We start from the raw sequence: 11884 nt of genomic DNA, 5'->3' as shown, positions 1-11884 counted from the left end.
GTGTTGTCCTCAGGCCACACCGACCAGCAGCCACCGCAGCGCAATAAACAGCGCCAGTGCCAGCGTCGATGCCACCCACATCAATCGAATCGTATGGGAAATGTCGTCTACCGAAATGTCGCGCTGCGCATCACCGATCCACGGTTTCTCAACGCGCTCGCCAAAGTAGTCATTAGGACCACCCAGACGAATGCCTAATGCCCCGGCCACGGATGCCTCCGACCACGCACAGTTTGGGCTGCTGTGGTTATAGCGATCGCGCCAGCCAATCTGCAAAGCTCGTGCGCCGTTCTGGCGGCATAAAAATGCTGCAGCGCTCAGCAGCAACCAGCTCAGTCTCGCGGGAATATAATTTGCGATATCATCCAGACGGGCGCTGACCATACCGATGGCTCGGTATTTTTCATGTTTGTAGCCCACCATGGAGTCAAGGGTGTTTACCGCTTTATAGGCCATCGCCAGGGGCGCACCACCGAGAAGCAGGAAGAACAGCGGCGCGATAATGCCATCAACGGTATTCTCCGCTACGGTTTCCACTACACCGCGATTAATCTGCGGCGGTTGTAGTTGCGAGGTATCACGTCCCACAATCCATGACAGCTTTTCCCGACTGGCGGCCAGGTTACCGGCACGTAGCGGACGTTCTACATCCTGCGCGGCGTTTGCCAGGCAGCGCCCGGCCAGCACGGTGAAAATCATCCAGACCTCAACAACCCAACCAAACCAGGGATGAATTGATTGCGCCAGCGCCAGTATTCCCCAGGACACAGCCCAGGTCAGTCCAACCACTACAATCCACATCAGCGCGCCACCGATGCGTAACGCGCGGTCGCTATGGCAGTAACGCCGAACAACACGTTGCACGGCAGAAATCAGATTGCCAATCCAGCGCACCGGATGCGGCCAGTTCTGCGGATCGCCAATGATAAAATCGAGTAGCCAGGCAACACACCACGCGAGGATCGTCATAGCGCACTCCTCGCGGCTGCCAGCCAATGGTTAAGCATCTGCGGGCGTTGAGCAAAATGAACGTGTAGATAGCTGGCGAAGGTATTTCCTGACTGCCAGCCACCAGACCAGGCTTGCAGCGTTTTGCCATCGCGAACTTTGCGACAGTTCATCACTGCTGACGTTTCAGGGGTAAAATCGGAGTAGTGGAATTCATGACCGCGCAGCACTTCGCCTTTGGCAGTTAATAATGTTTGCTGCGCGGCCTGCGCTTCACAGTAACCAAATCGGGTCAAACGTTTACCCATTTTGCTGTGGCCGGGAATAATATCCGCCATCAACCAGGTCTCGCCCTGACTGTCCTCAAGTGAACTACCGAGATACATCAGTCCCCCACACTCCGCGTAAATCGCGACGCCTCGTTGGTGCGCCGCCCGCAACTGTTCAAGCATCGGGACATTTCCGGCCAGCGCTGCAGCATGTAACTCAGGATATCCGCCTCCTAGCCAGATCATCTGACAGTCGGGTAAGCAGTTGTCGTGCAAGGGGCTAAAACGGACAATCTTAAGCCCCGTGCGCTCCAGCAGCGTAATATTGTCCGGATAGTAAAAGTTGAATGCTTCGTCATCGGCGATGGCAAGCGTTAGCCCTGCCCCTGCGTCTGCTGCCGGTAGCGCGGGCCATTCGCCAACAGGAAGGGTGTTTAACTGGCTTAATGCCAACAACGCGTCGATATCAAGGGTTTGCTCCAGCGTCGCGGCGAATGCCTGCCACGGTTGCTGGCTGATAACCGACTCGCGCGCGGTAACTAAACCCAGATGACGTTCAGGAAGCGCAATGCCGTCCACACGGGGAACGTAGCCTAAGACGGGTACGGCGCAGTAACGTTCGATCGCCACCTTCAGCAGTTGGTAATGTGTTTCGCTGTTGACCCGATTAACAATGACGCCTGCGATGTTCAGGGTTGGATCAAAATGCTGAAAGCCCATTACCGTTGCGGCGATCGAGGTGGAAACGGCTTTGCCATCAACCAATAAGATAACCGGACAGCCTAACTGTTTGGCCATCGCGGCAGTGCTGCAATAGTTTGGGTCGGTACCATAGCCGTCATACAGTCCCATGACACCTTCGATAACGGCGATATCCGCATGTTGCATCTGCTCGCGAAATAATGCGTTCAGCGTGGGAACGGGAAGCATGAAGCTATCAAGATTGCGGGAAGCGGTACCGCACACCGCGGTATGCCAGCCGGTATCAAGGTAATCAGGACCGACTTTGCAAGGCTGGACGCGTAATCCGCGCTTTTTCAACAAGCTCAACAAGCCCAGCGTCACCGTGGTTTTACCACAGCCGCTTCCGGTACCTGCAAGAACAAATGCGTGAAAATTGGCCGCCATACCCTGATCCTGTTCAGGGTGGTAGGGGTGTAGAGATACCCAGTCTCTCGACTGTATGCATCTGAACCACCCACTTCCCACCGAAGTTGTTGGTAGTCACTGACAGGCAGGTCTTCTGGCTTAGCGTCATCCTCACCCGCCCTTCCCAATCTTGCGATCAGTGGTCAATACGGGGTCGTCAGCATCACAGCAGCGGGGGCTGCGGGGGATTCTCACCCCCTTCCCTGCCACAAACGTGGCAAACCTGTCAGTTCAAGAGCCTGATTAATTAAGCTCTATGTTATGAGGTAAATTCACGACCTCATGACAATAATTCAATTTAATATCTTTCCGGGTTCATTCAGCCAATATTCTGGCCTTAACCCATTGACTTCATAAGTTCGTATTCTGAATGAAAATGTCGTTAAAGAATAAAGAAAGTCCTTCACACAGACACTGTATCTCATCACAAAAATAAAAACTGGTGCAGTTTATCCCTCTAATACTATTATTTTGTTGCGCTATGACAATTTATTGGCAGCTGTCATTATTTTTCATTTTATAATGATTGGCATAGCACCACATATCAAAAATCGGCAATAGCAAAATATTGCTATTTACGCAGACTCTCCGCGTGAAATGACATTTATTTGCTGGCGAAATGCCTGCGGCGTAACCTGATACGTTTGACGGAACACCTTGCAAAAATAGCTGGTTTGCGAAAAGCCTAAATTACGCGCAATGCTGGCTATACTCCAGTCACTGTGGCAAAGCAACTCTTTGGCACTTGCCATTCTCTGTTGGTTTACCCATGCGTTAAAACCGATACCCTGATATTTTTTGAACAATTTACTGAAATAGTAAGGGCTAAGGAAAACATGTGAGGCGACATCTTCCAGACGCAATTCGTCTGATAAATGCGCATCAATATAGCGCAGGGCTTTTTTCATCTTACTGTCATGCGGATTGGTACTGCGGTTAGTGCGTACCGGCTCTGACTGCTGTGGATTGTCTTTGATAACGACAAAATTAAGTTGTTTCTTAAGACAGTTTTCTACAATGAGTTTCAGCAGATCTGCTGAGGCGATGACTCGTGAATAGTCCATTTCCGGTACATTTCGAAATTCATTGACCAGTTCGGGATCAGCTTGCCAGCGGTCATCGACGTTGAGAATATCAACCAGACCAACGTCGTTACTTAAGCGTACCTGACCACAGAGCACAAACCCAACCAGGTGGCCCGCGATGACCAGAGGAATGGAAAAATCAGTAAGTCCGGCATGACAACGATAGATACAGGGTTGATCGGATTTAGACGCTTCCAGCCCTCCGCAGCGGTCGCTCATACGACAACGGGTGCTGTGCTGAGGATGCTGGCGCATCAACTGGCAAAAAGGAGTGAAATTAAAGAGCTCAGAAATTTCATCACCGTGAATATTGACAACCACAACGGCCAGACTGGTGGCCTGTGCAAAATCCTGTGCGATTTTATTAATGAGTTCTGAGTTCAGGGCACTCGCAGAAATCATGATAAAACCTCTCAGTTAATTTATTGTTATAAAGAAACATATTATTCACATTCATTTTCATCCTGCCATTCTGAGCAATGATGAAAGTCATCAGCGAACATAACAAAAGTCTCCCATTGTTGGGAGACTTTTTCAGCGGTTCAGGAAACCGGATCACGAAAACAGTTTTTACCTTTCAAAAATAAGCTTTTTCCGTGAAGCTAGCTTTCATTTTCCTCCAGCTTACACGCATTACACGGTAAATTTTTGCCAATAAAATAACGATAAATTGCAGCACCCGCGCAGGCGCCGATGATGGGGGCTACAATCGGAACAATGAAGTATGGGATATCACGTCCGCCGGTCATCGCGACATCTCCCCATCCGGCCATCCAGGCAAACAATTTAGGACCAAAATCACGTGCCGGATTCATTGCAAATCCGGTAAGCGGGCCGGTGGATGCGCCGATAACAGCAACGAGAATACCAATCAGCAACGGCGCTAACGGCCCCTTGGGAACACCGTTACCGTCGTCGGTCAGCGCCATGATCATCCCCATCAGAATCGAGGTAATCACCACTTCAACCAGCGCGGCCTGCCAGACACTGAGCGCGGCGGCAGGATAAGTACTGAATATGCTGGCAAGTTGCAGGCTTTCAAGACTTCCGCGTATCATCTGGTGGGCTGATTCATACTCGGTAAACAGACTGCCATAGAGCAAATAAGCCAGCAGAGCGCCACCGAAGGCCCCCGCGACCTGAGCCACGGTATAAGGCAAAACCTTGCGCCCCGGAAAGCAGGCAAATAACCACAGAGCGATAGTAATAGCAGGATTGAGATGTGCACCAGAAATTCCGGCCGTCAGGTAAACTGCAAGCGAGATCCCCAGACCCCATATGATGCAGATCTCCCACAATCCCAGGCTGGCACCTGCGACTTTCAGGGCGCTCAGGCATCCAATTCCAAAAAACAAAAACAGCCCGGTACCCAAAAACTCAGCAATGCATTGCGCTTTTAGTGAATCGTTCATTGTGACACCTTCTAAGCAGAGTTCGTGTCTTTACCAGCGGACTCCTTGCTGGCAAGTAGAATACTTCGAGGCTTACTATAAAAAGCCATGTCGGCAAATTGTTGGCAATCTGCGGGCGATATGACTTTCAAAATCGTGTTGCGATAGCAAATTCTTGCGATCACTTTTATTAAACAAAGCCAGATGACGTGGAATTCCTCTATTACATGTACATTTTAAAAATAATAAAATATTGCCAATAGCATAATCTTGTTTTCAGATAACCGTCACAAATTCATCCCCCCCGCATAGCAAATGATATTTCACCTGTCACGTTAAAAAGTGTAAATATGGAATTAACATAGCCAAATAATCACATCAGCATTTCATAATATATTCAATAAAAACAACACTATAAAATAAATAACAGCAATTTTATATCACCAGAACCTCACTATTTTTTCACTCATACTTTCAAGTCAGCCATTCTTTTTCCTCGCTTCTTTTTATAGTCATGAACATCGGGACAACCCAGGCGAGGTCTTTATGCAACAAGAAGCGTTAGGAATGGTAGAAACCAAAGGCTTAACTGCAGCCATAGAGGCCGCAGATGCAATGGTGAAATCAGCCAATGTAATGCTGGTCGGCTACGAAAAAATTGGTTCGGGGCTGGTAACAGTCATTGTCCGCGGCGATGTCGGCGCTGTCAAAGCAGCAACAGATGCTGGTGCCGCCGCAGCCCGAAACGTGGGAGAAGTGAAAGCCGTACACGTCATTCCACGCCCTCATACCGATGTAGAAAAAATCTTACCGAAGGGAATTAGCTAATGAGCAGCAATGAGCTGGTTGAACAGATCATGGCGCAGGTGATTGCTCGCGTGGCGACGCCAGAACAGCAAGCTATCCCTGAAAATAATCCTCCAACACGAGAAACGGCTATGACAGAGAAAAGCTGCAGTTTAACGGAGTTTGTCGGTACCGCGATTGGCGACACAGTCGGTCTGGTAATCGCCAACGTAGATAGCGCCTTACTGGACGCGATGAAACTTGAAAAACGTTATCGATCCATTGGCATCCTTGGCGCACGTACAGGTGCGGGCCCGCACATCATGGCCGCCGATGAAGCGGTAAAAGCCACAAATACTGAAGTCGTCAGCATCGAGTTGCCACGTGATACCAAAGGCGGTGCAGGTCATGGGTCACTGATTATTCTCGGCGGCAACGATGTTTCCGACGTGAAACGCGGCATTGAAGTTGCACTGAAAGAGTTGGATCGCACCTTTGGCGACGTTTATGCCAACGAAGCCGGTCATATCGAGATGCAATACACCGCGCGCGCCAGCTATGCGCTGGAAAAAGCCTTTGGCGCACCGATTGGTCGAGCCTGCGGCATCATTGTCGGCGCACCAGCATCCGTGGGTGTCCTGATGGCTGATACGGCGCTGAAATCTGCCAACGTGGAAGTTGTGGCCTACAGCTCCCCAGCCCACGGCACCAGCTTCAGTAACGAAGCTATCCTGGTCATTTCAGGCGATTCCGGCGCGGTTCGCCAGGCCGTTATCTCCGCCCGCGAAATCGGTAAAACCGTACTCGGGACTCTCGGCTCAGAGCCGAAAAACGATCGTCCGTCCTACATCTGATATCAGTGAGGCTGATTCATGAGATCGAAAAGATTTGAAGCACTGGCGAAGCGCCCTGTGAATCAGGACGGCTTCGTTAAGGAGTGGATCGAGGAAGGCTTCATTGCGATGGAAAGCCCGAACGACCCCAAACCGTCGATTAAAATCGTCAACGGTACAGTCACTGAACTGGACGGCAAATCCGCCAGTGAATTTGACCTAATTGACCATTTTATTGCCCGCTATGGCATTAACCTGGCCCGCGCGGAAGAAGTTATGGCGATGGATTCGGTCAAACTGGCCAATATGCTTTGCGATCCTAACGTGAAGCGCAAAGATATTGTGCCGCTAACCACCGCAATGACACCGGCAAAAATTGTCGAAGTAGTGTCACATATGAACGTCGTTGAGATGATGATGGCCATGCAGAAAATGCGCGCTCGTCGTACCCCGTCTCAACAGGCACACGTCACTAACGTTAAAGATAACCCGGTGCAGATTGCAGCTGATGCCGCTGAAGGCGCATGGCGCGGGTTTGACGAACAGGAAACCACCGTTGCTGTTGCGCGTTATGCGCCATTTAACGCCATTGCACTGTTAGTCGGCTCACAGGTTGGGCGTCCTGGCGTGTTAACCCAGTGTTCACTGGAAGAAGCGACTGAACTGAAACTCGGCATGCTAGGCCACACCTGCTATGCAGAAACAATCTCCGTCTATGGTACAGAACCCGTCTTTACTGACGGCGACGACACGCCATGGTCGAAAGGCTTCCTCGCCTCTTCCTACGCCTCCCGCGGTCTGAAAATGCGCTTTACCTCCGGTTCTGGCTCAGAAGTTCAAATGGGTTATGCCGAAGGCAAATCGATGCTTTATCTGGAAGCCCGCTGTATTTACATCACCAAAGCTGCTGGCGTACAGGGTTTACAAAACGGTTCTGTAAGCTGCATCGGCGTACCTTCCGCTGTACCGTCGGGTATCCGCGCCGTGCTGGCAGAAAACCTGATCTGTTCTTCTCTGGATCTGGAATGCGCCTCCAGTAACGACCAGACCTTTACCCACTCGGATATGCGCCGTACTGCGCGCCTGCTGATGCAGTTCCTGCCCGGGACTGACTTCATCTCTTCCGGGTATTCCGCAGTGCCCAACTACGACAACATGTTTGCGGGTTCTAACGAGGATGCCGAGGATTTTGACGACTACAACGTTCTTCAGCGCGATCTGAAGGTAGACGGTGGGTTGCGTCCTGTTCGTGAAGAAGACGTTATCGCCATTCGCAACAAAGCAGCGCGCGCGCTACAGGCCGTCTTTGCCGGAATGGGATTACCACCTATTACCGATGAAGAAGTGGAAGCTGCAACCTACGCCCACGGTTCGAAAGATATGCCGGAGCGAAACATTGTTGAAGACATTAAGTTTGCGCAAGAGATCATCAATAAAAACCGTAACGGTCTGGAAGTGGTGAAAGCCCTTGCTCAGGGCGGGTTTACCGATGTCGCTCAGGACATGCTCAACATCCAGAAAGCAAAGTTAACCGGGGATTATCTGCATACCTCCGCCATTATCGTTGGCGACGGACAGGTGCTGTCCGCAGTAAATGACGTCAATGACTATGCCGGTCCGGCAACAGGTTATCGCTTGCAAGGCGAACGCTGGGAAGAGATCAAAAACATCCCTGGCGCACTTGATCCCAACGAACTTGGCTAAGGGGTGAAAAATGGAAATCAATGAAAAGCTGCTACGCCAGATAATTGAAGACGTACTGTCGGAAATGCAGACCAGCGACAAACCCGTCTCCTTCCGCTCAGCGACAGTGGCCAGCACACCACAGGCTGCTGCGGTACAAGGTGACAGTTTTCTGACTGAGATTGGCGAAGCCAAACAGGGCCAGCAGCAGGACGAAGTGATTATCGCCGTAGGGCCAGCGTTTGGTCTGTCACAAACCGTCAATATCGTGGGAATACCGCACAAAAATATCTTGCGCGAAGTGATTGCCGGTATTGAAGAAGAAGGCATTAAAGCGCGCGTTATCCGCTGCTTTAAATCCTCTGATGTGGCGTTTGTTGCCGTGGAGGGTAATCGTCTGAGTGGTTCTGGGATCTCTATCGGCATCCAGTCAAAAGGCACCACGGTTATTCACCAACAGGGATTACCACCGCTTTCTAACCTGGAGCTGTTCCCTCAGGCACCGCTTTTGACGCTGGAAACCTATCGTCAGATCGGTAAAAACGCCGCACGTTATGCCAAGCGTGAATCTCCGCAACCGGTCCCTACGCTGAATGATCAGATGGCCCGTCCTAAGTACCAGGCGAAATCAGCCATTCTGCACATTAAAGAGACCAAATACGTCGTGACGGGCAAGAACCCGCAGGAACTGCGCGTGGCGCTTTGATAAAGGATAACTCCATGAATACCGACGCAATTGAATCGATGGTTCGGGATGTGCTGAGCCGGATGAACAGCCTGCAGGGAGAGTCCACGACTCCGGCCACGGCGAGTTCATCAGCACATACTGCGAAAGTCTCGGACTACCCTCTCGCGAATAAACATCCTGAGTGGGTAAAAACCGCGACCAACAAAACCCTGGATGAGTTCACGCTCGAAAATGTTCTGAGCAACAAAGTAACAGCGCAGGACATGCGCATTACCCCTGAAACGCTGCGCCTTCAGGCGGAAATCGCTAAAGATGCCGGACGTGACAGGCTGGCGATGAACTTCGAACGCGCCGCTGAGCTAACCGCCGTACCTGACGACCGCATTCTGGAGATCTACAACGCGCTGCGTCCGTACCGCTCAACGAAAGACGAGCTGATGGCCATCGCCGACGATCTCGAAAACCGTTATCAGGCAAAGATCTGCGCAGCTTTCGTTCGTGAAGCGGCAGCGCTGTACGTTGAGCGTAAAAAACTCAAAGGCGACGACTAACTCAGGGACAGGATCATGCGATATATAGCTGGCATTGACATAGGCAACTCATCCACGGAAGTCGCTCTGGCTACCCTGGATGATTCTGGCGCACTGAGCATCACTGGCAGCGCGCTGGCGGAAACCACCGGGATTAAGGGCACATTGCGTAATGTGTTTGGCATTCAGGAGGCACTTGCGCTGGCGGCTAAAAACGCTGGAATCAATGTCAGCGATATTTCGCTTATCCGCATTAACGAGGCCACCCCGGTCATTGGCGACGTGGCGATGGAAACGATCACCGAAACCATCATCACTGAATCCACCATGATCGGCCATAACCCTAAAACGCCGGGCGGCGTCGGGCTAGGCGTGGGCATTACGATTACGCCGGAGGACCTGCTCAGTCGTCCGGCGGATACGCCCTATATTCTGGTAGTGTCATCAGCATTTGATTTCGCCGATGTTGCCACGATGATTAATGCCTCCGTCCGCGCCGGATACCAGTTAACTGGCGTTATTTTGCAGCAGGACGATGGCGTGTTGGTCAGTAATCGTCTGACTCATCCCATGCCCATCGTAGATGAAGTACTTCATATCGACCGCATTCCGTTGGGGATGCTGGCCGCCATTGAGGTCGCGGTTCCGGGAAGGGTCATTGAAACCCTTTCTAATCCCTACGGGATTGCAACCGTCTTTGGCCTCAATGCCGACGAGACTAAAAACATTGTCCCGATGGCACGGGCACTGATCGGCAACCGTTCTGCCGTAGTCGTGAAAACACCGTCAGGTGATGTGAAAGCACGCGCCATTCCCGCTGGAAATCTGGAACTGCAATCGCAGGGACGTACCGTGCGCGTCGACGTGGCTGCAGGCGCTGAAGCGATTATGAAAGCGGTTGGCGAATGCCCGAAACTGGATAACGTCACCGGTGAAGCCGGTACCAATATTGGCGGCATGCTGGAGCATGTGCGCCAGACAATGGCTGAATTAACCAACAAACCCAGCCACGAAATTTTTATTCAGGATCTGCTGGCCGTTGATACCTCAGTACCCGTCAGCGTGACGGGGGGGCTTGCCGGTGAGTTCTCGCTGGAACAGGCTGTCGGCATTGCCTCCATGGTGAAATCAGACCGTTTGCAAATGGCGATGATTGCGCAGGAAATCACGCAGAAGCTCAACATTAACGTCCAGGTAGGCGGCGCCGAAGCCGAGGCAGCCATTTTGGGAGCCTTAACCACTCCGGGCACAACGCGACCACTGGCTATTCTGGACCTCGGTGCGGGTTCGACAGATGCCTCCATCATCAACCCGAAAGGCGAAATTATTGCCACGCATCTGGCAGGGGCAGGCGATATGGTCACGATGATCATTGCCCGTGAACTAGGGCTGGATGATCGTTATCTTGCAGAAGAGATTAAAAAGCACCCGCTGGCGAAAGTCGAAAGCTTGTTCCATCTTCGCCACGAAGATGGCAGCGTCCAGTTCTTTTCCACCCCGCTTCCGCCAACTGTTTTTGCCCGCGTGTGCGTTGTGAAACCCGATGAACTAGTGCCATTACCAGGGGATCTGGCACTAGAAAAAGTTCGCGCCATTCGCCGTAGCGCCAAGGAGCGCGTTTTCGTTACCAACGCGCTCAGAGCGCTGCGTCAGGTAAGTCCGACCGGGAACATTCGGGATATTCCCTTTGTCGTGCTGGTTGGCGGTTCATCCCTGGACTTCGAAGTTCCACAACTGGTCACCGATGCGCTGGCACATTACCGTCTGGTTGCCGGGCGCGGCAACATTCGTGGCACCGAAGGTCCGCGCAACGCGGTTGCGACAGGGTTGATTCTCTCCTGGTACAAGGCATTCGCTCATGGAAAGTAATCTGACCACGCCAGCCATCGTTATCTTCACTACTGCCGACTGCGCAGGCGTCTGGAATGACGTGTTGCTGGGTATTGAAGAAGAAGGGATCCCCTTTGTGATTCAGGAGAGCCATTCGACTGACGTTATCCACAACGCTTGGCTGGCTGCCTGCCAATCGCCATTGCTGGTTGGTATTGGCTGCAGTCACGAAAAACTGGTTGTGCACTACAAAAACTTACCTACATCAGCGCCACTTTTTACGCTGACGTATCAACAAAATAGCCACGATCGCCGCAGCATTGGTAACAACGCTGCGCGGCTGGTTAAAGGCATTCCTTTCCGCGAATGCCACTCATAACCCACAGGAGAAAAGCAGTATGAATAACGCACTGGGACTGGTTGAAACAAAAGGGCTTGTCGGCGCTATTGAAGCCGCTGATGCCATGGTGAAATCCGCAAACGTGCAGTTGGTTGGTTACGAAAAAATAGGCTCAGGCCTTATCACCGTTATGGTTCGCGGCGATGTCGGCGCAGTGAAAGCTGCCGTAGATGCAGGAAGCGCAGCAGCAAGCGCCGTTGGCGAGGTGAAATCCTGCCACGTTATCCCGCGTCCGCATAGCGACGTTGAAGCCATTTTACCTAAATCTGCATAAGTCGTAGCAACCAAGGAG

12 protein-coding genes and 1 riboswitch are annotated in these 11884 nt (G+C 51.7%); of the genes, 8 read left to right on the top strand and 4 right to left on the bottom strand.

Going from position 1 to position 11884, the window contains the following annotated elements:
* Positions 1–9: 9 nt before the first annotated feature.
* The 4 genes from cbiB to pduF form a co-directional block, all read right to left on the bottom strand.
* Positions 10–969, bottom strand: a complete 960-nt coding sequence (gene cbiB, locus OGX99_RS17380; RefSeq protein WP_151219714.1) for an adenosylcobinamide-phosphate synthase CbiB — start codon at positions 967–969, stop codon at positions 10–12.
* Complete coding sequence (locus tag OGX99_RS17375; RefSeq protein WP_210904625.1) at positions 966–2345, bottom strand: cobyrinic acid a,c-diamide synthase CobB; 1380 nt, start codon at positions 2343–2345, stop codon at positions 966–968. The genes cbiB and OGX99_RS17375 overlap by 4 nt, the downstream gene beginning before the upstream one ends.
* Positions 2346–2433: 88 nt before the next feature.
* A riboswitch (cobalamin riboswitch) is annotated at positions 2434–2608 on the bottom strand.
* A gap of 333 nt (positions 2609–2941) precedes the next feature.
* The gene (gene pocR, locus OGX99_RS17370; RefSeq protein WP_151219716.1) at positions 2942–3853 is read right to left on the bottom strand and encodes a transcriptional regulator PocR; all 912 of its coding nucleotides are present in this window, start codon (positions 3851–3853) and stop codon (positions 2942–2944) included.
* Positions 3854–4053: 200 nt separating this feature from the next.
* On the bottom strand, positions 4054–4863 hold the full coding sequence (gene pduF, locus OGX99_RS17365) for a propanediol diffusion facilitator PduF (RefSeq protein ID WP_151219717.1): 810 nt from the start codon (positions 4861–4863) through the stop codon (positions 4054–4056).
* A 525-nt stretch (positions 4864–5388) separates the two neighbouring features.
* On the opposite strand from pduF, the gene pduA reads away from it, so the two are divergent.
* The 8 genes from pduA to pduJ are packed head-to-tail and all read left to right on the top strand — an operon-like array spanning position 5389 to position 11866.
* A complete protein-coding gene (gene pduA, locus OGX99_RS17360) occupies positions 5389–5670 on the top strand; it encodes a propanediol utilization microcompartment protein PduA (RefSeq protein WP_003030255.1) in 282 nt (93 codons plus the stop codon).
* The gene (gene pduB / locus OGX99_RS17355; protein WP_151219718.1) at positions 5670–6482 is read left to right on the top strand and encodes a propanediol utilization microcompartment protein PduB; all 813 of its coding nucleotides are present in this window, start codon (positions 5670–5672) and stop codon (positions 6480–6482) included. The genes pduA and pduB overlap by 1 nt, the downstream gene beginning before the upstream one ends.
* A gap of 18 nt (positions 6483–6500) precedes the next feature.
* On the top strand, positions 6501–8165 hold the full coding sequence (gene pduC, locus OGX99_RS17350; RefSeq protein WP_003030249.1) for a propanediol dehydratase large subunit PduC: 1665 nt from the start codon (positions 6501–6503) through the stop codon (positions 8163–8165).
* A 10-nt stretch (positions 8166–8175) separates the two neighbouring features.
* Positions 8176–8850, top strand: coding sequence for a propanediol dehydratase medium subunit PduD (gene pduD, locus OGX99_RS17345; RefSeq protein WP_286544405.1), 675 nt, complete (start codon positions 8176–8178; stop codon positions 8848–8850).
* Between the two features lie 14 nt (positions 8851–8864).
* Positions 8865–9383 carry a propanediol dehydratase small subunit PduE gene (gene pduE, locus OGX99_RS17340; RefSeq protein WP_151224677.1) on the top strand — a complete coding sequence of 173 codons (519 nt, stop codon included), beginning with the start codon at positions 8865–8867 and terminating at the stop codon, positions 9381–9383.
* 15 nt (positions 9384–9398) lie between these two features.
* Positions 9399–11231: a diol dehydratase reactivase subunit alpha gene (locus OGX99_RS17335; protein ID WP_187252221.1), complete on the top strand. Its 1833-nt coding sequence runs from the start codon at positions 9399–9401 to the stop codon at positions 11229–11231.
* Entirely contained in the window at positions 11221–11571 is a 351-nt protein-coding gene (locus tag OGX99_RS17330) for a glycerol dehydratase reactivase beta/small subunit family protein (protein ID WP_151219720.1), read from the top strand. The genes OGX99_RS17335 and OGX99_RS17330 overlap by 11 nt, the downstream gene beginning before the upstream one ends.
* Before the next feature lie 19 nt (positions 11572–11590).
* The gene (gene pduJ, locus OGX99_RS17325) at positions 11591–11866 is read left to right on the top strand and encodes a propanediol utilization microcompartment protein PduJ (RefSeq protein ID WP_001057752.1); all 276 of its coding nucleotides are present in this window, start codon (positions 11591–11593) and stop codon (positions 11864–11866) included.
* The last annotated feature ends 18 nt before the right edge of the window (positions 11867–11884 follow it).

This window comes from Citrobacter sp. Cu096 (genome assembly GCF_030332285.1).
Lineage (GTDB): Bacteria > Pseudomonadota > Gammaproteobacteria > Enterobacterales > Enterobacteriaceae > Citrobacter > Citrobacter meridianamericanus.
This window is presented reverse-complemented; position numbering and strand designations above follow the sequence as displayed.

Bases quoted from the DNA above. Each gene is read 5' to 3' on its own strand.
- cbiB (WP_151219714.1), bottom strand. From the start codon at position 969: ATGACGATCCTCGCGTGGTGTGTTGCCTGGCTACTCGATTTTATCATT.
- OGX99_RS17375 (WP_210904625.1), bottom strand. From the start codon at position 2,345: ATGGCGGCCAATTTTCACGCATTTGTTCTTGCAGGTACCGGAAGCGGC.
- pocR (WP_151219716.1), bottom strand. From the start codon at position 3,853: ATGATTTCTGCGAGTGCCCTGAACTCAGAACTCATTAATAAAATCGCA.
- pduF (WP_151219717.1), bottom strand. From the start codon at position 4,863: ATGAACGATTCACTAAAAGCGCAATGCATTGCTGAGTTTTTGGGTACC.
- pduA (WP_003030255.1), top strand. From the start codon at position 5,389: ATGCAACAAGAAGCGTTAGGAATGGTAGAAACCAAAGGCTTAACTGCA.
- pduB (WP_151219718.1), top strand. From the start codon at position 5,670: ATGAGCAGCAATGAGCTGGTTGAACAGATCATGGCGCAGGTGATTGCT.
- pduC (WP_003030249.1), top strand. From the start codon at position 6,501: ATGAGATCGAAAAGATTTGAAGCACTGGCGAAGCGCCCTGTGAATCAG.
- pduD (WP_286544405.1), top strand. From the start codon at position 8,176: ATGGAAATCAATGAAAAGCTGCTACGCCAGATAATTGAAGACGTACTG.
- pduE (WP_151224677.1), top strand. From the start codon at position 8,865: ATGAATACCGACGCAATTGAATCGATGGTTCGGGATGTGCTGAGCCGG.
- OGX99_RS17335 (WP_187252221.1), top strand. From the start codon at position 9,399: ATGCGATATATAGCTGGCATTGACATAGGCAACTCATCCACGGAAGTC.
- OGX99_RS17330 (WP_151219720.1), top strand. From the start codon at position 11,221: ATGGAAAGTAATCTGACCACGCCAGCCATCGTTATCTTCACTACTGCC.
- pduJ (WP_001057752.1), top strand. From the start codon at position 11,591: ATGAATAACGCACTGGGACTGGTTGAAACAAAAGGGCTTGTCGGCGCT.